Here is a 23,014-nt window from a genome sequence, read left to right as displayed (position 1 = left end):
GGCATCGCGTCCGCTCCCAGCCAAGAAGCTGCTTGAAGCCGTGCGCGCTCATTGGGGCATCGAAAACAATTTGCACTGGGTTCTCGACGTTCTGTTCGACGAGGACGCTTGCCGCAGCCGGAAAGGCCATGCTGCCGAAAACCTCGCAGCCATCCGCAAGCTGGCTATCAATACGCTGCAGGCAACACCTGGACCTGCCCGCACCAGCCACAAAATGCTCGAAGCCAGATGGAATAACGACTTCCTTCTCTCCGCCCTCGCTCATATGCGATAGCCCTACCCTGGAGGGGGAGGGTCGATCGCGCGCAGCGCGAGCGGGGTGGGGTGACGGTCTCTCCGCGTCGAACAGTGCCCGTGGGGAGAGATCACCCCACCCCGTCTCACATTTCGCTGCGCTCAATGTGAGCCGACCCTCCCCTCCAGGGGAGGGTAAGCAAGAGCTCGCGCCACCTTCGCAGCGGCCAGCCGCCCTTGCCGAAGCCGCGTTGGGTATCTACCTCTCGCGAGGTGCTTATTCAGAGGGTCTTTCATGCTGGATGCCGCCATCAAGGCGCTGTCGCAAATGGTCTCACCGCCGATGCGCTCGATCCTGTGGCGGTCGATCGGGCTCGCGCTGGTGCTGATCACCGTGCTGGCGATCGGCTTGCAGCGGCTGCTCAGCTGGTTTGCGACCTCCGGCGAGGTGTGGCTGGAAGGCCTGCTCGGGCCGGGCTGGCATTCCTCGCTCGAGGTTCTCTCCTGGATCGTCTCGATCGCGGCGGGCCTCGGCGTGGTGTTCGGCGGCATCTTCCTGATGCCGGCGATCACCTCGCTGGTGGCGAGCCTGTTCGTCGATGACGTCGCCGACATCGTCGAGCGCGAGCATTATCCCGCCGAGCGGCCGGGCACCGCACTGCCGTTCAGCCAGGCGATGCTCGAGGGCATCAAGACCGCGCTCGTGGCCATCCTGGTCTATCTCGCTGCGCTGCCGCTGGTGCTGTTCGCCGGCGCCGGCTTCCTGATCTTCTTCCTCGCCGCCGCCTGGCTGCTCGGCCGCGAATATTTCGAGCTCGCCGCGATGCGCTTCCGCTCGCCGGAGGAAGCCAAGGCCATGCGACGCGACAATGCCGCGACCATCTTCACCGCCGGCCTGTTCATCGCCGCCTTCGTCTCGATCCCGATCGTCAATCTGGCGACGCCGATCTTCGGCATGGCCTTCATGGTCCACATGCACAAGCGCCTGTCAGGCCCGCGGCCCGAGCTGATCGAGCCGGCACGGCAGGTGCGATAGCGGCGCCCGGCGCGGCCTGCTCACACCGTCTTCTCCGGCCACCGACAGAGGTCGTTGATCAGGCAGACTTCGCAGCGCGGCTTGCGGGCGAGGCAGGTATAGCGGCCGTGCAGGATCAGCCAATGATGCGCGTGCAGCATGAATTCGGCCGGGACCACCTTTTCGAGGCCAAGCTCGACGTCGAGCGGCGTCTTGCCGGGCGCAAGCCCCGTGCGATTGCCGACGCGGAAGACATGGGTGTCGACCGCCATCGTGTGCTCGCCGAAAGCCATGTTGAGCACGACGTTGGCAGTCTTGCGTCCTGCGCCGGGCAACGATTCGATCTCGGCCCGCGTGCGCGGCACCTCGCCGCCGAATTCACTGAGCAGCTTGGCCGATAGCGCGATCACGTTCCTGGCCTTGGTGCGGTAGAGGCCGATCGTCTTGATGTAGTCGCGCAAGCGCTCCTCGCCGAGATCGAGCATCTTTTGCGGGGTGTCGGCAACCTCGAACAGCGCACGCGTCGCCTTGTTGACGCCGGCATCGGTCGCCTGTGCCGACAGCACCACGGCGACTAGGAGCGTGAACGGATTGATGTGCTCGAGCTCGCCCTTGGGCTCCGGATTGGCCTTGCGGAAGCGGCTGAAGACCTCGTGGACCTCGGCCGGCGTCCACGGTTTTGCGGCCTTGAGTGATTTCTTGGCGGGCGCTTTCGGCTTGGTCGCGACCGGTTTTGCCTTTTTCTTCGGAACTGCCGCTTTGCGCGGGACCGGCTTGCGGGTGATTTTCGCCATGATCGGGATATACTGATGGACGATGAGCACAGGCAACGAAATTGCGCGAGCGCGATCTGAAAGCGAGGACGAGCCTCAGATTTTCTCCGCGCTGCTGACGCCGCACCGCTCGCTGAACCGCACCGGCTTTCTCGCCGTGATGCTGTTCCTGAGCGCCGTCGGCTTCGTCACGGGCCTCGCTTTCCTGATGATGGGCGCCTGGCCGGTGTTCGGTTTCTTCGGTCTCGACGTGCTCGTGATCTGGTGGGCCTTCAAGGTCAATTTTCGCGCGGCACGGGCCAGCGAGGAGATCGTGGTGACGCCGTCGGAATTGCGGGTGCGTCGCGTCAGCCATCGTGGCCAGGTTGCCGAATGGACCTTCAATCCGCTCTGGGTCCGGCTCGACCAGGAGGTCGATGAGGAATACGGCATCGAGCACCTTTATCTGATCTCCCGCGGCCAACGCCTGCTCATCGCCGGCTTTCTCGGGCCGGAAGAAAAGGCTAGCTTTTACAATGCCTTGGTCGTGGCTCTCAACGCCGCGCGGCGTGGCCCGACCTATAATCCTGCGACCTGAGCACAGTCGGAAATCGGGTGGTTTCGCGCCAGTGCCTTCCCTACATTTCCGGTCATGATGACCCTTGCGATACATGACCAGCGCCTGGCCAGGCCGGGCACCCAGAACGCCGCCTTGCGCGACTATGATTCGGTGCGGCGGGCGATCGCCTTCATCTCGGCGAATTGGCGCGCGCAGCCAACCATCGAGGCGATGGCGGATGCCGCCGGCGTGACGCCGGATGAGCTGCACCATCTGTTCCGCCGCTGGGCTTCGATCACGCCGAAGGCTTTCATGCAGGCGCTCACCCTCGACCACGCCAAGAATCTGCTCAGGGATTCCGCCAGCATCCTTGACGCGGCGCTGGACTCCGGCCTGTCCGGGCCGGGCCGGCTGCACGATCTCTTCGTCACCCATGAAGCGATGTCGCCGGGCGAATGGAAGAACGGCGGTGCCGGCCTCACCCTGCGCTACGGCTTCCACCCTTCGCCGTTCGGCACCGCGATCGTGATCGCCACCGATCGCGGCCTGTCAGGCCTCGCCTTCGCCGATCACGGCGAGGAGAAGATCGCGCTCGCCGACATGACGCGGCGGTGGCCGAACGCCACCTATGTGGAAGATCACGAAGGCACCGCGCCGCTCGCAGCGCGCATCTTCGATCCAAAGCTGTGGCGGCCGGACCAGCCGCTGCGCGTGGTGCTGATCGGCACCGATTTCGAGGTGCGGGTGTGGGAGACGCTCTTGAAGATTCCGATGGGCCGTGCGGTGTCGTATTCCGATATCGCCTGCAACATCAGGAATCCGAAGGCTTCGCGCGCCGTCGGCGCTGCGGTCGGCAAGAACCCGGTCTCTTTCGTCGTGCCCTGCCACCGCGCGCTCGGCAAAAGCGGCACGCTCACCGGTTATCATTGGGGCATCACCCGCAAGCAGGCGATGCTGGGCTGGGAGGCGGGTCAGCTGGGGCTGCAGTAGGGTCCATCGTCATTCCGGGGCAGTGCGTCAGCACTGAACCCGGAATCTCGAGATTCCGGGTTCGGCTCTTCGAGCCGCCCCGGAATGACGGCATCAGGTCTTACGACGCCAGATCCAGCTTCGAGGCCACCGTCGAATCCGCATTGAGGCGGTAGATGATCGGCACGCCGGTGGCGAGCTCGCGCTTCAAAATGCCTTCGGGCGAGAGCTTTTCCAGCACCATGATCAGCGCGCGCAGCGAGTTGCCGTGGGCGGCAACCAGCGTGCGCTTGCCGTTGAGCACGCCGGGCAGAATCTCCTGCACGTAGTACGGCAGCGCGCGCGCGAGCGTGTCCTTCAGGCTTTCGCCGCCGGGCGGCGGCACGTCGTAGGAGCGGCGCCAGACATGAACCTGCTCCTCGCCCCATTTCTTGCGGGCGTCGTCCTTGTTGAGACCGGAGAGATCGCCGTAGTCGCGCTCGTTGAGCGCGAGATTCTTCGAAGTCGGAAGACCGGTCTGGCCGAGCTCGGAAAGAATGAGATCGAGCGTGTGTTGCGCGCGCGTCAGCACCGAGGTGAAGGCGATGTCGAACACCAGGCCCTGTGCCTTCAGCTTGCGGCCGGCTTCCTTGGCTTCCTTCACGCCGAGCTCGGTGAGGTCGGGGTCCTTCCAGCCCGTGAACAGGTTCTTCAGATTCCATTCGCTCTGGCCGTGGCGCACGAGCACGAGAAGGCGTTCGCTCATTGACTGCTTTCCGTTGCTTGATTGGATCAGATATCGTCGAGGCCGAGCACGTCGGCCATGGTGTAGTGCCCCGGCGGCTTGCCGTGCGCCCACAGCGCCGCCTTGAGCGCACCATGGGCGAACAGCATGCGGTCCTCGGCCTGATGCGACAGCGTCAGGCGCTCGAACGGGCCGAGGAAGGTCACGCTGTGGTCGCCGGCCACGGTGCCGCCGCGCAAGGAGGCGAAGCCGATATTGCCCGGCCGGCGCGCGCCGGTGATGCCGTCACGCCCACGTTCGGAATGGTCATCGAGGGTGACGCCGCGGCCGCTCGCTGCGGCCTGGCCCAGCATCAGCGCCGTGCCCGAGGGCGCATCGACCTTCATGCGGTGATGGGTCTCGACGATCTCGATATCAAAGCTCTGGTCGAGCGCCTTGGCAACGCGCTTGACCACGGCGGCGAGCAGATTGACGCCGAGACTCATATTGCCCGACTGCACCACCACCGCGCGGTTGGTGACGCTCTTGATCACGGCATTGTCCGAGCCGGACAGGCCGGTCGTGCCGATGACATGCACGAGGCCGCGCTCGGCGGCGATCGCGACGTTGGCGATGGTTGCGGCAGGCACGGTAAAGTCGAGGATGCCGTCGGCCTCCTTGCACATCGCCCAGAGATCGGCGGAGAGCTTGATGCCGTTGGCGGGCAGGCCGGCGAGCACGCCGGCATCCTTGCCGAGCAGCTCGGAGCCCGGCGCCTCCAGCGCGCCCGCCAGCACCGCGCCCTTGCTTTCGGCAATCGCCCGCACCAGCGCCCGGCCCATCCGGCCACCGGCCCCCGCAACAATCAAGCGCATGTCGGACATGGTGTGATCCTCTTCGGAGCCGTTGTAGCGGGGGGAGGCAGTTCCGGCAACCGAGGCCGCCGAACACGCGGCATGCTCCAACCCTCCCCTGGAGGGGGAGGGTCGATCGCGCGCAGCGCGAGCGGGGTGGGGTGACGGTCCCTCCGCGACGAACAGTGCCGTGTGGAGAGATCACCCCACCCCGCTGCGCATTCCGCTTCGCTACATGCTCAGCGACCCTCCCCCTCCAGGGGAGGGTAAGAATCCAGGGGAGGGTAAGGAAGAGAGCCTCAGCCGTCCTGCGGCTGCGGGCCGTCGTAGCCTTCGATGACGATGAGGTCGGCGATCGAGTGCGGCTGGCGCACCTTGATGTTGGCCTGGTATTCCGGCGAGTTGTAGCAGGCGAGCGCGGTCTCGTAGTCAGGGAATTCGATCACGACGTTGCGGTTGCGACTGGCGCCTTCGACGGTGGTGAACTTGCCGGCGCGGACGACGAAACGGCCGCCCCATTTCTTGAAGATCGGGCCGTTGGCAATCGCGTAGGGCTTGTAGCCCTCGTCATTGCTGACGTCGACACGCCCGATCCAGTAACCCTTTGCCATTGTTGTTCTCCCTGTTGTTGGTGGTTAGCCGAGCGCTTGCGCGATCTCGGCGTGGATGGTGTCCGCGACGGCCTTGGGATCGGCGGCTTCCACAACCGGACGCCCGACGACGAGATAATCCGCCCCCGCGGCGATCGCACGGCCCGGAGTCATGATGCGCTTCTGGTCGCCGCTGGCGGCGCCCGCCGGACGAATGCCGGGGGTGACGAGGCTCATCTGGTGGCCGACGATCTTGCGCAAGGCCCCGACCTCCTCAGGCGAGGACACGAGGCCGTCGACACCGAGCACCTGCGCCTGCTGCGCACGCGCCTCGACCAGCTCCGACACGCTGAGCCGATACCCCGCCGCATGCAAATCGTCGTCGTTGTAGGACGTCAGCACCGTAACGGCGAGGATCTTCAGGCTGGCGCTGCCACGGCCTTCGACGGCGCCCTTCATGGTCTGCGGATAGGCGTGCACGGTGACGAAGGTCGCGCCCAGCTTGGCGACGCTCTCCACGCCACGCGTCACCGTATTGCCGATGTCGTGCATCTTGAGATCGGCGAACACCTTCTTGCCCTTGTCGGCGAGCTTGCCGATCAGCGGCAGGCCGCCGGCATAAGCGAGCTGGTAGCCGATCTTGTAGAACGTGACGCTGTCGCCGAGCTTCGCGATCATCGCCTCCGCGGCATCAACGCTCGGCAGATCGAGCGCAATGATCAGGCGGTCCTTCGGGGCGATCTCGGCTGGCGTCATGTCACCTCACATCATGCGTTGGGAAACGTCGATCAACTGCGCCACCAGCTCCTTCAAGGCGGCGATATCGCCCTCATTCTTCAGCCTGTCCCTATCGTCATAGGCCTGGTCGGCAAAGGCGAGCGTGAGCTGGCTGGCAATCACGTTGGCGTGGCAGGAGGAGAGGATCAGCCGCAGCGCCTGCAGCGCGCGGGCAGCACCTAACCGGCTCTGGGACGCGCCGGCAAGCGCGAAGACGCGGTTGCGGAACACCTCGCCGCGCGCCTCGTGCAGCTCGTGCACGCGGCTGACCCAGTCGATCGCGTTCTTCAGGAGCGGCGGCACCGAGGCGTTGTATTCGGGCGAGACGATGAGGATGCCGTGATGCGCGCCGATCATGCGCTTCAGATTGATCGCGTGCTTGGGCACGCCGGATTTGGCCTGGAGATCGCCGTCATAGATCGGCAGCGGAAAATCGGCGAGCGAGATGCGGGTGACGTCGACGCCGGCCTGAACGAATTCGTAGGCGGCCACCGCCGCCAGCTTCGCATTATGCGAGCCAGTGCGCAGCGAGCCGGGAATGATCAGGATCTTGGGTGCGGGCATCCGCTTCCATGCGTTCGGCGAAACGAACCGCCGCGCAAAGAGGAGCCGGCGGAATTAATGCTTGCGATACACCCAGACGCGGGCCGGCGGAAGGTTCATCCAGATCCGTTCCGATGCCTCTGTGGACACGCCGGGCAGCGATTTCGGGATCGGCGGCACTACCGCATAGGTGAACTGGATGAAGGGCGCACCGGGCGCGAGCGCGGTGAAGGCATCGCGAACCAGCCGCAGCCGCGTCAGCATCGGCTTGGTGACGAGCGGCAGGCCGGAAACGACAGCGCCAGCGGGCGCGCTCAACACATTCCAAAGCGTGTCGCGCAGGCGGTAGGCATCGCCCTGCACCACCTTAGCTTGCGGATAGCGGTCGCGCAGCAGCGCGCAGAAGCCGGGATTGTATTCGACGAGAACGAGACGCTTCTGGTCGACCCCGCGCTCGATCAGCGCTGACGTGATGGCGCCGGTGCCAGGTCCGAGCTCGATCACCGGTGCGTCGGAATCGGGATCGACATAATGAGCCATGGTCCGTGCCAGCAGCTTGCCGGACGGCATCACCGCGCCCATGTGCAGCGGCTTTTCAATCCACGATCTGAGAAAGCGCACCTCGTCATCGAGACGAGGCTTCTTCAACGCACGCGCGGACGATGGCAAGGGCATGTCGGGACCGGACGGAACCGCGGGACCGCGGCGTGTCAGAAAATGGTCATAAAGACGTATAGGCCGGAGGCGATACGGTCAAGACGAGTCAATTCGCCCGATTGCCGAAGAAATCCTTGACCTTGGCGAAGAAACCCTCGGCTTCCGGCTGGGTGTTGCCGGAGGAGAGCTTCTCGAACTCGGCCAGCAATTCCTGCTGCTTCTTGGTCAGGTTCTGCGGGGTCTCGACCATGACCTGAACGTACATATCGCCCATCTGGCGCGACCGCAGCACCGGCATGCCCTTTGATGCAATGCGGAATCGGCGGCCCGACTGGGTGCCCGCGGGCACCTTCACTTTGGTCTTGCCTTTGTCGATGGTCGGCACCTCGAATTCGCCGCCGAGCGCGGCGGTGACCATCGAGATCGGCACGCGACAATGCAGGTCGGCGCCGTCGCGCTGGAAGAACTGGTGCTGTGCTAGCGAGAGGAAGATGTAGAGGTCGCCGGGCGGCCCGCCGCGGACGCCAGCCTCGCCCTCGCCGGCGAGCCTGATCCGAGTGCCATCCTCGACGCCCTGCGGAATATTGACCGAGAGCGTCCGCTCCCGCGTGACCCGCCCTTGTCCCGAGCAGGACGGGCAGGCGTCCTCGATCATCTGGCCGCGGCCCTGACAACCCGGGCAGGTCCGCTCCAGCGTGAAGAAGCCCTGCGACTGCCGCACGCGGCCGGCGCCGCCGCAGGTCGAGCAGGTCTTCGGCTTGGTGCCGGCCTTGGCACCGATGCCCGAGCAGGCCTCGCAGGTGACCGAGACCGGAATCTCGATCTGCGCGGTCTTGCCGCCAAAGGCTTCCTCGAGCGTGATTTCCATGTTGTAGCGCAGATCGGCGCCGCGCTCGCGGCCGCCGCGGCCGCGCTGTCCGGCCATGCCGAACAGGTCCTCGAAGATGTCGGAGAAAGAGGAGGCGAAGCCCGCGCCGAAACCGGCGCCGCCGCCGAAGCCGCCGCCCTGCTCGAACGCGGCGTGGCCGTAACGGTCATAGGCGGCGCGCTTGTCTTTGTCCTTCAGGACCTCGTAAGCCTCGTTGATTTCCTTGAACTTGACTTCGCTGGTCTCATCCCCGGGATTGCGGTCGGGATGGAATTTCATTGCGAGCTTGCGGAACGACGATTTCAGCTTGGATTCGTCGGCGTCGCGATCGACTTCGAGGGTCTCGTAATAGCAGCGCTTGGTGGACGTGGACATGGTGAGCTCGGTCTATCCAATCGCGATTCAAGTTGGCGCGGAACAACGCTGACATGCGGCGGTATGAGCGCCCTTCGACCTTGCAGCAGAGGGCAGCCTGGCAGCGCTGAGAATAACCGCTGGGAATTGATCGATCGTAACGGGCGACGTGCTCGCCCGCCCCGACACGACGGCCTCCCCCGCGAGGGAGGAGGCCGGTAGCGCGTGTGGGGTCCAAGCCGTCCGCATCGTCACCCTCTCGGGGCTTAAGCGGACTTCTTGTTGTTCTTGTCGTCGTCGACCTCGGTGAATTCCGCGTCGACGACGTCGTCCTTGGCCGCATCCTTCTTGGCGTCGGCCTCGGCCTGCTGCTTGTACATGGCCTCGCCGAGCTTCATCGAAGCCTGCGCCAGCGTCTGGGTCTTGGCCTTGATCGCCTCGGCATCGTCGCCCTTCAGCGCTTCCTTGAGGTCGCTGACGGCATCCTCGATGGCGCGGCGCTCGCTCTCGGCGACCTTCGAGCCATGCTCGGCCAAAGCCTTCTCGGTCGAATGCACCAGGCCATCCGCCTCGTTCTTGGCGGTCACGGCCTCGCGGCGCTTCTTGTCCGCCTCGGCATTGGCCTCGGCGTCCTTGACCATCTTCTCGATGTCGGCTTCCGACAGACCACCGGAAGCCTGGATGCGGATCTGCTGCTCCTTGCCGGTGGCCTTGTCCTTGGCCGAGACGTTGACGATGCCGTTGGCGTCGATGTCGAAGGTCACCTCGATCTGCGGCATGCCGCGCGGCGCCGGCGGAATGCCCATCAGGTCAAACTGCCCGAGCATCTTATTGTCGGCGGCCATTTCACGCTCGCCCTGGAAGACGCGAATGGTGACGGCATTCTGATTGTCTTCGGCCGTCGAGAACACCTGGCTCTTCTTGGTCGGGATCGTGGTGTTGCGGTCGATGATGCGGGTGAACACGCCACCCAGCGTCTCGATACCCAGCGACAGCGGGGTCACGTCGAGCAGCAGCACGTCCTTGACGTCGCCCTGGAGCACGCCGGCCTGGATCGCGGCACCGATCGCCACGACTTCGTCCGGGTTGACACCCTTGTGCGGCTCCTTGCCGAACAGCTGCTTCACGACTTCCTGGACCTTCGGCATGCGGGTCATGCCGCCGACCAAAACGACCTCGCCGATCTCACCGGCGGTGACGCCGGCGTCCTTCAGCGCCTTGCGGCACGGCTCGATGGTCTTCTGCACGAGGTCGTCGACCAGCGCCTCGAACTTGGCGCGGGTGAGCTTCATGGTCAGATGCTTCGGGCCGGTCTGGTCCGCGGTGATGAAGGGCAGGTTGATCTCGGTCTGCGTCGTCGACGACAGCTCGATCTTGGCCTTTTCAGCGGCTTCCTTCAGGCGCTGCAAAGCGAGCTTGTCGTTGCGCAGGTTGATGCCCTGCTCCTTCTGGAACTCGTCGGCGAGATAACCCACGAGGCGCATGTCGAAGTCTTCGCCGCCGAGGAAGGTGTCGCCGTTGGTCGACTTCACCTCGAACACGCCGTCGCCGATTTCGAGAATGGAGATATCGAACGTGCCGCCGCCGAGGTCGTACACCGCGATGGTGCCGGCCTTGGTCTTGTCGAGGCCATAGGCGAGCGCGGCCGCGGTCGGCTCGTTGATGATGCGCAGCACTTCGAGACCCGCGATCTTGCCGGCGTCCTTGGTCGCCTGGCGCTGGGCGTCGTTGAAGTAGGCGGGAACGGTGATGACGGCCTGCTCGACCTTCTGGCCGAGATGGGCTTCCGCGGTCTCCTTCATCTTCTGCAGGATGAAGGCCGAGACCTGCGAGGGCGAGTAGGTCTGGCCGTCGGCCTCGACCCAGGCGTCGCCGTTGGAAGCCTTCACGATCTTGTAGGGAACGAGCTTCTTGTCCTTCTCGACCATCGGGTCGTCGTAGCGGCGGCCGATGAGGCGCTTCACTGCGAAGAAAGTGCGCTCGGGATTGGTGACGGCCTGGCGCTTGGCCGGCTGACCGACGAGGCGCTCGCCGTCATCCGTGACGGCGACGATCGAAGGCGTCGTGCGCATGCCTTCGGAATTCTCGATGACTTTGGCGTTCTTGCCATCCATCACGGCGACGCACGAATTCGTGGTGCCGAGGTCGATCCCAATGACCTTTCCCATGGTCCTGATATCCTTCTTTTTGCGGCAGGTTGGCTGGGCCCAAGAGGCACCCGACCGAAACCCCCTAAGATCAAACATCCGCGATATTGCGATGATTGAGGCTCATATAGGAGGGGGGGAGGGGCCCGCAAGGACCGAAGCTACGTTTCTGTCGCTAAAACATCGGGTTTTGGAAGATGATATCCGGGCTCAATCGCCCTTGCGGGTGAGGAATTATTAACAGGTCCCGGCTTCGGCAAGCCCCCGCACCCGGGAGCCCGGCCGCCCTGTTGCGGCGAGGCCAAACCGGCTAAAAGGCGGACCGACCGCACAGCCGGCGCAGCTGCTTCGCGCGACAAAGCGGCCCCGTGGCCGACCATCGAACGGCCTCAATGTGAACCAATCAGAGTGGCCATGAAGCTGATCCGCCCCCTCGCCGCGCTCGCCCTCCTCGCCGCAACAGCGCTTCCGGCCCTCGCCGCCGACGTCGTTTTCCCACCTGGCCTGCGTCTCGGCATGGTGCCGCTGATCGGCCTCAGCACGGCCAAGACCTTTCCGGGCTTCGAGAGCGAGGACGGCAGCGTCAAGGTGCTGGTTACCGAGCTGCCGCCGGCCGCCTATGGCGAGGTCGTGAGCGCCTTCAATGCCAATCCCGGCGGAACGGGCGGCGTCAAGCAGGACAAGGTCGAGACCCCCGCAGGTCTTGCCTATTTCACCACTGAAAGCGGCAAGGCCGGGGATATTCCGGTGAAGCGCTATTCGATGATCGTGCCCGGCGCCGGCTTCTCCGGCTATGTCGCGGTGCAGATCCCGGAGAATGCGACCAAGATCTACACGGACGAGGCGGTGCGGCAGATGTTCGCGAGCGCCACCACCCGCAGGCAGGTCTCGGCCGAAGAGCAGATCGCGCTGCTGCCGTTCAAGATCACCGATCTCGCCGACTTCAAGGACATCCGGACCCTGGCACCGGGCTCGAGCATCATCCTGGCCGACGGCAATGAGAGCGCCGGCTACGAAACGAGGCCGTTCATGATCCTCGGCCTGATCGGCGCCACCCCGCAAGCCGCCGACGACCGCGCCCGCTTCGCCCAGGAGGCGGCGCTGCAGATTCCCGGCGTGCGCGAGTCGCGCATCACCATGTCCGAGCCGATCCGCATCAACGGCCAGCAAGGCTTCGAGACCCGGATCGACGGCGTCAGCGGCAAGGACAAGGTCCCGGTGACGGTGGTGCAGTGGATCCGCTTCTCGACGGGCGGCGCATCATTGCGCATCATCGCCAGCGCCCCGCGCGACCAATGGCAAGCCGCCTTCACCCGCTTCCGCGCCGTGCGCGACGGGATTCAGCCGAAGGGGTAGCTGCATCTCCGAACGAGATGCGCTCCCTCCCCGCCTGCGGGGGAGGGCTGGGGAGAGGGTGTCTCCGCAATCGAGAACCCCCAAGAGGAGAGAGCCCTCACCTGCCGAGCTCTGCGAGCGCGATAGCCGAGGCTACGCCTCGGCGTCCTTTTGAAGGACGGCCGCCGAAGGCGGCCTATGCTCTCCCGCAAGCGGGAGAGGTGCACTGAGTTCGCGGCTTAAGCTCGATTACTCACCAAACCCGGCTGCATTTTCGGGCTTCTGTTCGTACACGAACGGAACTAGGCTTCCTCCCGTTGGATCACCTTCAGGGGAGGCATACATGCTGGTTCGGCGGCAAGTCTTGGCAATGCTTGGAACGACGGCGCTGGCGACGCTCGCGCCAGATGCGCTGTTCGCGGCCGCATCGATCAAGCCGGACGAAACGTCCGCGCTGCTCGTGATCGACGTGCAGAACTGCTTCCTGCCCGGCGGCAGCCTCGCGGTGAAGGAAGGCGAGCAGGTGGTGCCGGTCATCAACAGGATCTCGAAGGCATTTGCGAACGTGGTGCTGACGCAGGACTGGCACACGCCGGGCCACGTCTCGTTTGCGTCGGTTCATTCCGGCAAGAAGCCGTTCGAAACGGTGGACCTTCCCTACGGCAAGCAGGTGCTGTGGCCGGACCATTGCGTGCAAGGCACCGATGGCGCGGCGCTGTCGAAGGACCTGTCGATCCCGCACGCCGAGCTCATCATCCGCAAGGGTTTTCACAAGGACGTCGACAGCTATTCGGCCTTCCTCGAAGCCGACGGCAAGACCTCGACGGGGCTCGCCGGCTACCTGAGGGGCCGCAAGATCAAGCGCCTCTTCGTCGCGGGTCTCGCGACGGACTTCTGCGTCGCCTGGACCGCGCTCGACGGGCGCAAGGCGGGCTTCGAGGTCTATGTGGTGGAAGACGCCTGCCGCGGCATCGACACGCAGGGCTCGCTCGCCAAGGCCTGGGCCGATATGGCCAAGGCGGGCGTGAAGCGGATTCAGTCTGCGGATATCGCGGTGAGCGCGTAGGATTTTCGGAGCTGTCATTCCGGGGCGGCTCGAAGAGCCGAACCCGGAATCTCGAGATTCCGGGTTCGATGCTTCGCATCGCCCCGGAATGACGCCAAGCTCAGTTCGCCGCGCTGCTCGACTCGTTGTTGTTCGCCGCGGGCGCAGCCTTCGCGCCGCCCTTGGCGACGCCGACCAGCGCCGGGCGCAGCACGCGCTCGCCGATTGTGTAGCCGGCCTGCACGACCTGCACCACGGTGCCCGACGGCACCGAGGCATCGGGCACTTCGAACATCGCCTGGTGGAAGTTCGGATCGAACTTCTGGCCCTGCGGATCGAGCTTCTTCACGCCGTGCTTTTCCAGCGCGTTGAGCAGCGAGCGCTCGGTGAGCTCGACGCCCTCGATCAGCGCCGTCAAGCCGGGATCGGCCGCGGCGCGCGCTTCGGCCGGAACGGCGTCGAGCGCACGCTGGAGATTGTCGGCGATTTCGAGCACGTCGCGGGCAAAGCCGGTGATGCCGTAGAGGCGGGCGTCGGCGACTTCCTTGGCAGTGCGCTTGCGCAGGTTCTCCATCTCGGCCAGCGTCCGCAACATGCGGTCGCGCGCCTCGGCGGCTTCCTTCTGCAGGGTCTCGACCGAGCCGGGCTCGGGATCGTCGGGCATGATGTAGGGTTTCGACACCACGGGCTCGCCGGTCGCTGCAGTCGTGTCTTCGGGTTGCCGGTCTTGCTCGGTCATCGGCTCTGATCTCGAACTCGTTTCAGGGATGTTGGCCCGGATATCGTGCTTAAGCCCGCGAAAATCAAGCGCCCGTGATCGGCGGAAAGGCGGGTCAGCCCCCCAAGAGACGGCTGACGATGCGGGCGGCGTAGTCCACGGTCGGGATCACGCGGGCATAATTCAGCCGCGTCGGGCCGATCACGCCGAGGACGCCGACGATGTGGCCGGCGGCATCCCGATAGGGCGAGATGATGGTGGACGATCCCGACAGCGAGAACAGCTTGTTCTCACTGCCGATGAAGATGCGCACGCCTTCGGCGGTCTCGGCCCGGCCGAGCAGGTCGATCACGCCGCGCTTGGTCTCGAGGTCGTCGAACAACAGGCGCACCCGCTCCAGATCCTCCAGCGCGTGCAGATCTTCGAGCAGATTGGCATGGCCGCGCACGATAAGCTGGCGGTCCTCGCTCTCGCCGCCGGACCAGCTGGCGATGCCGGCCGAGATCACTTTCTGTGTCAGCTGATCGAGCTCGGCACGAGCCTCGCCGAGTGCGGTCTCGAGCTCGAGCCGCGCCTCGGCGAGCGTGCGGCCGCGGATCCGCGCATTGAGGAAATTGCTGGCTTCCGTCAGCGCCGAGGAGGGAACCCCGGGCGGCAGCGTCAGCACGCGGTTTTCGACCTGGCCGTCCTCGCCGACCAGGATCACCAGCGCTTTTTCCGGTTCCAGGCGGACGAATTCGATGTGCTTCAGCCGCGCATTGGATTTCGGCGTCAGCACGACGGCGGCGGCCCGGGTCAGGCCGGAGAGCCGCATCAAGGCCTGGTCCAGCGCCGCCTCGACCGATTGCGCCTCGCCGACGGAGGAGAGCTGGCTCTGGATCGACTGCCGCTCGGCCTCGTTGAGATCGCCGACCTGCATCAGGGCATCGACGAAGAAGCGCAGGCCCAGTTCCGTCGGCAGCCGGCCGGCGGAGGTGTGCGGGGCATAGATCAAGCCGAGCTGTTCCAGATCGGCCATGACGTTGCGGACCGAGGCCGGCGACAGCGGCATGGCGATCAGGCGGGAAATGTTCCGCGAGCCGACCGGCTCACCGGTCGCGAGATAGCTTTCGACAATTTGACGAAAGATGTCGCGGGAACGCTCGTTGAGCTGGGCAAGGCCTGCGCGCGGCGCGATCAGATGGATCGGATCGTGATGGGCCACAGACGGTAACTCCTCTCAGATACTTATAATTTGTCCATCCGGGCCGCTTCTGACAAGCGTGGCGTTTGCAGGCCGACGATCAGGGGGTGAATAAGCCCTTGCCGCCCACCCCCGCCCCACCTACAAGCACCGCGAACAGCCTATTCCCGTGAGTTTTGGAGATTTCCCATGCGGCCAAGCCGCCGTGCGCCCGACGAATTGCGCCCCGTGACGCTGGAGCGCGGCGTGGTCAAATATGCGGAAGGCTCCTGCCTGGTGAAATTCGGCGACACCCATGTGCTGGTCACCGCCACGCTGGAAGACCGCCTGCCGCCGTGGCTGAAGGGCCAGGGCCGCGGCTGGGTCACCGCCGAATACGGCATGCTGCCGCGCGCGACCTCCGAACGCACCCGCCGCGAGGCCTCCGCCGGCAAGCAGAGCGGGCGTACCGTCGAGATCCAGCGCCTGATCGGCCGCTCGCTTCGCACCATCGTCGATCTCGAAGCGCTCGGCGAGCGCCAGATCACGGTCGATTGCGACGTGCTCCAGGCCGACGGCGGCACCCGCACGGCCTCGATCACCGGCGCCTGGGTCGCGCTGGCCGATTGCATCAACTGGATGAAGGCGCGCAACATGCTGAAGGCCAACGTGCTGCGCGACAACGTCGCCGCGATCTCCTGCGGCATCTTCAACGGCACGCCGGTGCTCGACCTCGACTATGCCGAGGATTCGGAAGCCGAGACCGACGCCAATTTCGTCATGACGGGCGATGGCCGGATCATCGAGGTGCAGGGCACCGCGGAACGCGAGCCGTTCACGCAGGACGAGTTCCTGAAGCTGATCGCCCTGGCGCAGAAGGGCATCGCGCGCCTGGTGGACTTGCAGAAACTGGCCGTGGCGTAGTCAATAGGGCCATGCACCGCCGAATCACGGACAAGCTCGTCATCGCCACCCACAATCCCGGCAAGCTCGCCGAGATGAGGGAGCTGCTTGCGCCGTATGGCATCGAGGCGATATCGGCCGGCGAGCTCGGCCTGGACGAGCCCGAGGAAACCGGCAGCGATTTCCGCAGCAACGCCGCGATCAAGGCGATCGCCGCGGCGCAGGCGGCGAAGCTCCCCGCCTTCGCCGACGATTCCGGCATCGTCGTCGACGCGCTCGACGGCGCGCCCGGAATCTACAGCGCGCGCTGGGCCGGTCCGACCAAGGATTTCAACGCGGCGATGGCGCAGATCGAGCGCCTGCTGCAGGAGCGCGGCGCCACCACGCCGGACAAGCGCAGGGCCCACTTCGTCTCCGCGCTCTGCGTGGCCTGGCCCGACGATCATCGCGAGGAGGTCGAGGCGCGCGTGGACGGCACGCTGATCTGGCCACCGCGCGGCACTGCCGGCTTCGGCTACGATCCGATGTTCCTGCCGGACGGGCACAGCCGCACATTCGGCGAGATGACCAGCATCGAGAAGCACGGCCTGCCGCCGCTCGGCCTCGGCCTGTCGCACCGTGCCCGCGCTTTTCGGAAACTGGCGGAGATCTGCCTTGAGCCGCGCTAACAAGGATGCGTTTGGCGTCTATGTGCATTGGCCGTTCTGCCTGTCGAAGTGCCCCTATTGCGACTTCAACAGCCACGTCCGCCACGCCGCGATCGACGAAGCGCGCTTCGCCTCCGCCTTCGCGCGCGAGATCGCAACGACCGCCGAGCGCGCGCCTGGCCGCGAGGTCACCTCGATCTTCCTCGGCGGTGGCACGCCGTCTTTGATGCAGCCTTCGACCGTCGGCGCGGTGCTCGATGCGATCGGCAAGCACTGGACCGTCGCAGGCGACGTCGAGGTGACGCTGGAAGCGAACCCGACCAGTGTCGAAGCCACGCGCTTTGCCGGCTATCGCATCGCAGGCGTCAACCGCGTCTCGCTCGGCGTGCAGGCGCTCGACGATGCCTCGCTGAAGGCGCTCGGCCGCATGCACAGCGCCCGCGAAGCGCTCGATGCCGTCGCTATCGCGCGCCGCGCGTTCGACCGCTATTCGTTTGACCTGATCTACGCCCGCCCCGACCAGACGCCGGCAATGTGGGCGGGCGAGCTGCGGCACGCCATCGATGAAGCGGCCGAGCATTTGTCGCTCTATCAATTGACGATCGAGGAAGGCACGCCGTTCTTCGGCCTGCACCAGGCCGGCAAGCTGAAGACGCCGGACGAGGCGGTCGCACGCGCGCTCTACGACGTCACGCAGGAGACCTGCGACAAGCTGGGGCTACCCGCTTACGAGATCTCCAATCACGCGCGGCGCGGCGCCGAGTGCCGGCACAATCTGGTTTACTGGCGCGGCGAGGAATATGCCGGCATCGGCCCCGGCGCACATGGCCGCCTCGACATCGACGGCATCAGGCACGCCACCGCGACCGAGAAGCGTCCCGAGGCCTGGCTGATGCGGGTCGAGACCAACGGCGACGGTGTCGTCAGCGACGAGCTCCTCAACAGCGAGGAGCGCGCCGACGAATTCCTGCTGATGGGTTTGCGTCTTGCCGAAGGCATCGACCCCGAGCGCTACAAGGCCCTCGCCGGCCGCCCGCTCGACCCCCGCCGCATTGCGCTCTTGCGCGAGGAAGGCGCGATCACGGTCGACGCGACGGGGCGGCTGCGCGTGACCAGCAGCGGGTTTCCGGTATTGGATGCCGTGGTCGCGGATTTGGCGGCGTAGTCTTAGCCAAACTGGCGGTGCGCTCCCTCGCCCGCTTGCGGGAGAGGAGTTGGGATAGGGTGTCTCCACAAGGGGACAATCCCCCAACCTTCACCCGGTGTCCCAAAGCTTAGCGAAGCGCAGTCAAGCGCGGACGACTTCAGACGGTTCTAGCAATCCGGCCTTATCCAGTGCGTAGGCGTACGCCTCTTTCATCTTGAGATTCCCGCTGTCGGTGTAGACGAGCAATCTCTTGCCGTCAGTACGGGTCTTAACCATGCCGAATGCCGTACGACTGAAGCCGAAGAACTTGCCGCGCTTCTTGTCCTTCTTGGGGTCGATCACCCTGGAGGGCCCCTCGACGTTAAAGAACGCTACAAGCTCCGTCACCAGAACCAGGGGCTCCGGCACGCGCGACCATTTGCCTAAGGCCCCGACCAAGGTCGCCCTGGGATGAATGTATTCCTTGCGGGCATTCTCGTCGCCGCTGGAGATCACGCTGACGATCGGATCCACCGCCTGGATGAAAGCCCCTGAAAAGTCCGCCGACCCATGGTGCGGGACCTTGAAGACTTCCGCCTTGAGGTTGATTGTCCCGCTATTGTGTTCACGCGTGAGGAAGCGGCTGGACTCATCATTGAGATCGCCGGTGAACAGGTAGCTCATTCTTCCATAGGTCAGCCGGAATACGATTGAGTGGCCATTGATCGTATGTGAGGCCGAAAAGCCGCTGCTCTTAAGGTCGTCTGTTTCCAGCGACTCGTGGCCGATCCTCGGCCCCTTCGGCGGAGTGCCGAGAAATTTCAGGGCAGACTTGCCCCCCACCTTGGACGTCAACGGCCCCAGTACCTCTACCTTTATGTCCTCCTCAGCGAAGAAGTCGAAGGCATCGTCATCGCCAATCTCAAGTCGCCTGAACTCGATCTTTGACCTCTTGTTGTACTTCGCCAGGGTATCCTTCCAAACCTTGAAAGGCTTGTTCATCTCCTTGTCGGGTACTTTGAGGAGGTTATCCACCAATCCGACGAGATAGAGGTCCTTACCCACCTTCCTTGTTGGACCCAGCAGCTCTGTTTCGTTCCGTCGCTTATCGTTGGCCTTCTTTTCGGGCCGCTTCACAATCCCGTTGTGGTAGACCCGTTTCGGCTCGATGAAGAGGCGCTTTCGAACCGCCTCATTTTGCTCAGATATTTGGATCTCGGGCAGGCCGACGAAATGGTCGGCGTCTCCATGCGTGACGAGGATGCACTCGATTTCCTTCGGCCTATTGGGCGACGTGCCACGAAACCTGGAGGCGAGATAACGGGCAAAGAGCTCATTGTCGCCACCATCGACAAGCATCGCCTTACCTTGCGGCGATTCGATCACCGAGCCGTCGCCCTGCTGAACATCGACGAAATTGACCTTGAGGACCTTGTTGCGATTCCGCGGGATGAGAACATCGGTCAGCTTCAAACCCGACGTCTTCTTCGGCTGGAGGTAACCAAACCTCTTTTCCGGCAGAATGCTGCCATCCTGGCGTTCCACGAATTCGACCGTTTCGATCTCAGCATAGTCCCGACCCATCTTAACAACGCTGACCTCATCACCCCAGGCCAACGTCCTCAGGAGGCTTTTGCGGTTCTTCTCCTGCCAGACGTCAGCAAGATCGACGTTGATCACGTACCTCTTTGCCATGATGACGATCCCTCATCGAGGTTGCGTTGCAATGGAAAGCGCGACGCATGAAGGCCGTTTACGTCTCTCGCTGCGGGTTATCAGGCTGTGCGTATGCGGTATTCAACGGGATCGACACGCGTGGATGGTCTCTATGATCTACGCATTTTGCAGCCGCGTCACTGAAGGCGATGCGCGAAAACGGCCAGGTTTACGTCTTGAATGCCGGGATACCGGCGACTGCTGAAAAGATTCTGCTCGGCTAACTCTAAAAACAGACGCAACATATGGTTGCGGCATCCAAAGTTGATCGCCTGCCTAACTGCGAGTCAAGTGCCGAGTTGGGTGGCCCACAGGATTGGCTTTGTCACCAGCCGGCCTACTGCTCGATCGAGCTTGCCGCCTCCGGAGACGAACGACGCGCGGACCTCTCTCGCAAGCGAGAGAGGTGAACCAGCTACGCCCCAAAGCTCTTCGGCGAGCCCGCAACCGCGACGCCGCCGCCTTGCGTCACCTTCATCACGGCAAGCCCACGTTCATTCGTGCCATCCGCGCGGAAGCGGAACAGGCCGTCGATGCCGGCAAAGCCGGAGGGGTTCGTGAGCACGTCGGACGAGAAGCGCTGGCCGCCTTGCGTGCGCGCCAGCGCGGCGACGAGCGCGACCGCGTCATAGGAAAGGGTCGCGGTGCGGATCGGCTCGGCGCCGTATTTGGTACGGTAGCGGCCGGAGAAGGCGCGGAACCCGGCCGGGTCGGGCGCGGCGTAGAGGCCGCCCTGCAGCGCGGAGCTGGCATAGACGCGCGGATTATCCCACAGGCCGGTGCCGAGCAGCTGGATGTTGCGCAGGTTCGCGCCAGCGGCGGTCATCGCATCCGCGACTGACACGACGGCATCGCCGTCATCGGCCATGAACAGCGCGTCCGCACTGCCGAGCTGCTGCGCCACGGTGCGCGCGGGCGTGGCGCGATCGGCGCCGTATTTCTCGAACGCGACTATGCGCCCGCCCCGCCGCGGCACCGCCGCCTTCACCGCGGCCTCGACGACATTGCCATAGGCGTTGTCGGGCACCAGCACGGCGAAGGAACGCTTTCCGATGCCGGCGGAATATTCGACGATGCGATTGACGTCGGATTCCGGCAGGAACGAGAGCAGGTAGACGCCGCGTCCGGCAATGCTGGAATCCGTCGAGAACGCGATCACCGGGATGCCGCGCGTGCGCGCGACCTGTGCCACCGCCGGCACCGATTGCGCGAACAGCGGCCCGAGGATGATCTCGGCGCCCTCGTCGACTGCCTGCTGCGCGCCGGCCTGCGCGCCCTGCGGGCTGCCATTGTCGTCCTTGATCAGGAGCTGGATGTTCGGGTTCTGGAACTCGGCCAGCGCCATCTCGGCGGCGTTGCGCATCGATTGCGCAGCGAGCCCGGCGTTGCCGGCCGCGGAGAGTGGCAGGATCAGACCGACCTTCACGCCGCCGGTGCCGGCGGTCGTCGCCTGCTGCTGCGGGCCGGCCGGCTGGGCCGGCGGTGTGGAGCTCGAGAACGGGTTGGAGAACTGGCTGAGACTTTGCTGCACGCCGGCACAGGCCGACAGCACGGGCGCACCCAGCATCAGGCCGAGCGCAGTCCGCCGGGTCGCCCCTGGCGATCGGGACCCCGGAAGGTGAGACTTTGGATGACGCGGGCCGACCATGGCAGCTTCTCTTCCGACCCGCCGTTCGCCGGCCGATCACGACATTGCGTCCGCGACGAGGGCCGCGGATTCAGGCAGTGTGTCGGCAAATAGTTAACCGAAACAAAAGGATAACAACCGCTTAACGCGGCCGCAATCCTGTCCCGGCAGCTCTCGCCGCCACTCATTCACTCATCAAGGCGGCGTTTCCGTCGCGAATATGGCGCGAGGCCCTCACTCCCTCGCGACGTGATCTCCGACCGATCACATTCCCGTCCGTTCCTCGCCCCTGACCTGGATACGATCTTTGGGCACGATCTTTTTCGGCGAGCCGGTTCCCAGCCTTAGCGATCGTGCCTAAGTTGGCTCCATTATGCGCGCAAAGCCGGCCCCGATAAATACGCCTGAAGCTCAAGACGCCGCCTCGCGCGGTTTCTCCATCGATGCCCATCGGCTCGCGGCGCCGAAGGCCGCGCCAGGCCTCCATCTGGTCGCGACCCCGATCGGCAATCTCGGCGACATCACCCTGCGGGCACTGCAGACGCTCGCCGGAGTCGACATCATTGCCTGTGAGGACACCCGCATCACGCGCCGCCTGACCGAACGCTATGCGATCACGGCGCAGCTCAAGCCATATCACGAGCACAATGCGGAGGCTGCGCGTCCAAAAATCCTCGAAACCCTCGGACAGGGCGGCTCGGTCGCGCTGGTGTCGGACGCCGGCACGCCGCTGATCTCCGACCCCGGCTTCAAGCTGGTGCGCGAGGTCTGCGCCGCCGGCCATGCGGTATATGCGCTGCCTGGCCCGTCCTCGGTGCTGGCCGCGCTGTCGGTCGCCGCGCTGCCGACCGACCGTTTCTTCTTCGAAGGCTTCTTGCCGGCGAAATCAGCCGCGCGCCGCAGCCGTCTCACCGAGCTCGCCCGCATCGATGCGACGCTGGTGATGTTCGAGTCAGGCAACCGCGTGCAGGATACGCTGGCCGATCTCGCCGAGATCATGGGACCGCGCGAGGCCGCGATCTGCCGTGAGCTGACCAAGCTGCACGAGGAGATTTCGCGCGCAACGCTGAGCGAGCTGGCGCGCGAGACTGCAACGCTGGAGACGCGCGGCGAATTCGTGCTGGTGATCGCTCCGCCGGCGGCCGACGCCGAGGTCCTGACATCGGACGCGCTCGATGGTCTGTTGCGCGAGCAGCTTGCCGCGCACAGCGTCAAGGATGCCGTGGCGCATGCGGTCGCATTGTCGGGCCGGCCGCGCCGCGAGGTCTATGCCCGGGCGCTCGCGCTCGCAAAGGATTCGAAGGGAAGCGATGGCGAAGACTGAGATCCCTGCGGAACCGAAGGTCGCCTCGCCCGAGCGCGTGGCGGCGTTCCAGACGGGCATTTCCGCGGAGAGCCGCGCCGCCGCCTATCTCATGGCCAAGGGCTACCGCATTCTCGCCAAACGTTACCGCACGCCGCATGGCGAGATCGACATCGTGGCGCGGCGCCGCAACCTGATCGCCTTCGTCGAGGTCAAGGCCCGCGCCACGCTGGACGATGCCGCCTTTGCCGTGACGCCGCGCCAGCAGCAGCGCATCATCGATGCCGCGCAAGGCTGGCTCGCAGCGCATCCCGAGCATGCCGAATTCGAATTGCGATTCGACGCCATGCTGATTGCGCCGCGCTCGCTTCCGCGCCATGTGTTGGCGGCATTCGACGCCTCGACCTGAA

24 protein-coding genes are annotated in these 23,014 nt (G+C 65.0%); 11 read left to right on the top strand and 13 right to left on the bottom strand.

Annotated elements, in window-relative coordinates; translation table 11 throughout:
* The coding region (locus tag HZZ16_RS38470) for an ISAs1 family transposase (protein ID WP_197954195.1) at positions 1 to 274 on the top strand (274 nt) is incomplete at its 5' end.
* 255 nt (positions 275 to 529) lie between these two features.
* Complete coding sequence (locus HZZ16_RS32155; RefSeq protein WP_197954193.1) at positions 530 to 1,270, top strand: sulfate transporter family protein; 741 nt, start codon at positions 530 to 532, stop codon at positions 1,268 to 1,270.
* Between the two features lie 20 nt (positions 1,271 to 1,290).
* On the opposite strand, the gene nth is transcribed toward HZZ16_RS32155, so the two are convergent.
* On the bottom strand, positions 1,291 to 2,043 hold the full coding sequence (gene nth, locus HZZ16_RS32150) for an endonuclease III (protein ID WP_197954190.1): 753 nt from the start codon (positions 2,041 to 2,043) through the stop codon (positions 1,291 to 1,293).
* A gap of 22 nt (positions 2,044 to 2,065) precedes the next feature.
* Between nth and HZZ16_RS32145 the strand changes: the two genes are divergently transcribed.
* Positions 2,066 to 2,599, top strand: a complete 534-nt coding sequence (locus HZZ16_RS32145; protein ID WP_197954188.1) for a DUF2244 domain-containing protein — start codon at positions 2,066 to 2,068, stop codon at positions 2,597 to 2,599.
* 54 nt (positions 2,600 to 2,653) lie between these two features.
* A complete protein-coding gene (locus tag HZZ16_RS32140; protein ID WP_157287299.1) occupies positions 2,654 to 3,550 on the top strand; it encodes a methylated-DNA--[protein]-cysteine S-methyltransferase in 897 nt (298 codons plus the stop codon).
* Between the two features lie 100 nt (positions 3,551 to 3,650).
* Here the strand turns inward: HZZ16_RS32140 and HZZ16_RS32135 are convergent, their stop codons facing one another.
* The 8 genes from HZZ16_RS32135 to dnaK form a co-directional block, all read right to left on the bottom strand.
* Positions 3,651 to 4,274, bottom strand: a complete 624-nt coding sequence (locus HZZ16_RS32135; protein ID WP_197954186.1) for a 2,3-bisphosphoglycerate-dependent phosphoglycerate mutase — start codon at positions 4,272 to 4,274, stop codon at positions 3,651 to 3,653.
* 26 nt (positions 4,275 to 4,300) lie between these two features.
* Complete coding sequence (gene dapB, locus HZZ16_RS32130; protein ID WP_197954184.1) at positions 4,301 to 5,116, bottom strand: 4-hydroxy-tetrahydrodipicolinate reductase; 816 nt, start codon at positions 5,114 to 5,116, stop codon at positions 4,301 to 4,303.
* A 269-nt stretch (positions 5,117 to 5,385) separates the two neighbouring features.
* Positions 5,386 to 5,697 carry a DUF1330 domain-containing protein gene (locus HZZ16_RS32125; protein WP_036046075.1) on the bottom strand — a complete coding sequence of 104 codons (312 nt, stop codon included), beginning with the start codon at positions 5,695 to 5,697 and terminating at the stop codon, positions 5,386 to 5,388.
* A 24-nt stretch (positions 5,698 to 5,721) separates the two neighbouring features.
* Positions 5,722 to 6,432, bottom strand: coding sequence for an orotidine-5'-phosphate decarboxylase (gene pyrF, locus HZZ16_RS32120; protein WP_197954182.1), 711 nt, complete (start codon positions 6,430 to 6,432; stop codon positions 5,722 to 5,724).
* A gap of 6 nt (positions 6,433 to 6,438) precedes the next feature.
* Positions 6,439 to 7,017 carry an NADPH-dependent FMN reductase gene (locus HZZ16_RS32115; protein WP_197954180.1) on the bottom strand — a complete coding sequence of 193 codons (579 nt, stop codon included), beginning with the start codon at positions 7,015 to 7,017 and terminating at the stop codon, positions 6,439 to 6,441.
* A gap of 54 nt (positions 7,018 to 7,071) precedes the next feature.
* Positions 7,072 to 7,671 carry a class I SAM-dependent methyltransferase gene (locus HZZ16_RS32110; RefSeq protein ID WP_197954178.1) on the bottom strand — a complete coding sequence of 200 codons (600 nt, stop codon included), beginning with the start codon at positions 7,669 to 7,671 and terminating at the stop codon, positions 7,072 to 7,074.
* A gap of 88 nt (positions 7,672 to 7,759) precedes the next feature.
* Entirely contained in the window at positions 7,760 to 8,896 is a 1,137-nt protein-coding gene (gene dnaJ, locus HZZ16_RS32105; protein ID WP_197954176.1) for a molecular chaperone DnaJ, read from the bottom strand.
* Positions 8,897 to 9,141: 245 nt separating this feature from the next.
* Positions 9,142 to 11,043 carry a molecular chaperone DnaK gene (gene dnaK, locus HZZ16_RS32100; RefSeq protein WP_197954174.1) on the bottom strand — a complete coding sequence of 634 codons (1,902 nt, stop codon included), beginning with the start codon at positions 11,041 to 11,043 and terminating at the stop codon, positions 9,142 to 9,144.
* 393 nt (positions 11,044 to 11,436) lie between these two features.
* On the opposite strand from dnaK, the gene HZZ16_RS32095 reads away from it, so the two are divergent.
* Together HZZ16_RS32095 and pncA are read left to right on the top strand one after the other, a co-directional pair.
* The gene (locus HZZ16_RS32095) at positions 11,437 to 12,378 is read left to right on the top strand and encodes a hypothetical protein (RefSeq protein ID WP_197954171.1); all 942 of its coding nucleotides are present in this window, start codon (positions 11,437 to 11,439) and stop codon (positions 12,376 to 12,378) included.
* A 322-nt stretch (positions 12,379 to 12,700) separates the two neighbouring features.
* Positions 12,701 to 13,423 carry a bifunctional nicotinamidase/pyrazinamidase gene (gene pncA, locus HZZ16_RS32090; protein WP_197954170.1) on the top strand — a complete coding sequence of 241 codons (723 nt, stop codon included), beginning with the start codon at positions 12,701 to 12,703 and terminating at the stop codon, positions 13,421 to 13,423.
* A 100-nt stretch (positions 13,424 to 13,523) separates the two neighbouring features.
* On the opposite strand, the gene grpE is transcribed toward pncA, so the two are convergent.
* Both grpE and hrcA read right to left on the bottom strand, forming a co-directional pair.
* Positions 13,524 to 14,141: a nucleotide exchange factor GrpE gene (gene grpE, locus HZZ16_RS32085; RefSeq protein WP_197954164.1), complete on the bottom strand. Its 618-nt coding sequence runs from the start codon at positions 14,139 to 14,141 to the stop codon at positions 13,524 to 13,526.
* 94 nt (positions 14,142 to 14,235) lie between these two features.
* Positions 14,236 to 15,324 carry a heat-inducible transcriptional repressor HrcA gene (hrcA, locus tag HZZ16_RS32080; protein WP_197954162.1) on the bottom strand — a complete coding sequence of 363 codons (1,089 nt, stop codon included), beginning with the start codon at positions 15,322 to 15,324 and terminating at the stop codon, positions 14,236 to 14,238.
* A gap of 168 nt (positions 15,325 to 15,492) precedes the next feature.
* Between hrcA and rph the strand changes: the two genes are divergently transcribed.
* The 3 genes from rph to hemW are packed head-to-tail and all read left to right on the top strand — an operon-like array spanning position 15,493 to position 17,997.
* On the top strand, positions 15,493 to 16,206 hold the full coding sequence (rph, locus tag HZZ16_RS32075) for a ribonuclease PH (protein ID WP_197954161.1): 714 nt from the start codon (positions 15,493 to 15,495) through the stop codon (positions 16,204 to 16,206).
* A gap of 11 nt (positions 16,207 to 16,217) precedes the next feature.
* On the top strand, positions 16,218 to 16,853 hold the full coding sequence (gene rdgB / locus HZZ16_RS32070; RefSeq protein WP_197954159.1) for an RdgB/HAM1 family non-canonical purine NTP pyrophosphatase: 636 nt from the start codon (positions 16,218 to 16,220) through the stop codon (positions 16,851 to 16,853).
* Positions 16,840 to 17,997: a radical SAM family heme chaperone HemW gene (hemW, locus tag HZZ16_RS32065; protein WP_197954156.1), complete on the top strand. Its 1,158-nt coding sequence runs from the start codon at positions 16,840 to 16,842 to the stop codon at positions 17,995 to 17,997. The genes rdgB and hemW overlap by 14 nt, the downstream gene beginning before the upstream one ends.
* Positions 17,998 to 18,120: 123 nt before the next feature.
* Here hemW and HZZ16_RS32060 read toward each other — a convergent pair whose 3' ends face one another.
* The gene (locus HZZ16_RS32060; RefSeq protein WP_197954155.1) at positions 18,121 to 19,653 is read right to left on the bottom strand and encodes a ComEC/Rec2 family competence protein; all 1,533 of its coding nucleotides are present in this window, start codon (positions 19,651 to 19,653) and stop codon (positions 18,121 to 18,123) included.
* A gap of 436 nt (positions 19,654 to 20,089) precedes the next feature.
* Positions 20,090 to 21,322, bottom strand: a complete 1,233-nt coding sequence (locus HZZ16_RS32055; protein WP_197954154.1) for a penicillin-binding protein activator — start codon at positions 21,320 to 21,322, stop codon at positions 20,090 to 20,092.
* A 352-nt stretch (positions 21,323 to 21,674) separates the two neighbouring features.
* On the opposite strand from HZZ16_RS32055, the gene rsmI reads away from it, so the two are divergent.
* Complete coding sequence (rsmI, locus tag HZZ16_RS32050; RefSeq protein WP_197954153.1) at positions 21,675 to 22,625, top strand: 16S rRNA (cytidine(1402)-2'-O)-methyltransferase; 951 nt, start codon at positions 21,675 to 21,677, stop codon at positions 22,623 to 22,625.
* Positions 22,612 to 23,013, top strand: coding sequence for a YraN family protein (locus tag HZZ16_RS32045; protein ID WP_197954151.1), 402 nt, complete (start codon positions 22,612 to 22,614; stop codon positions 23,011 to 23,013). Before rsmI ends, HZZ16_RS32045 begins: the two co-directional genes overlap by 14 nt.
* Position 23,014: the final 1 nt, after the last annotated feature.

This window comes from Bradyrhizobium glycinis (assembly GCF_016031655.1).
GTDB lineage: Bacteria > Pseudomonadota > Alphaproteobacteria > Rhizobiales > Xanthobacteraceae > Bradyrhizobium > Bradyrhizobium glycinis.
The sequence above is the reverse complement of the archived record's forward strand: the minus strand, read 5'-3'. Positions and strand labels throughout refer to the sequence as shown.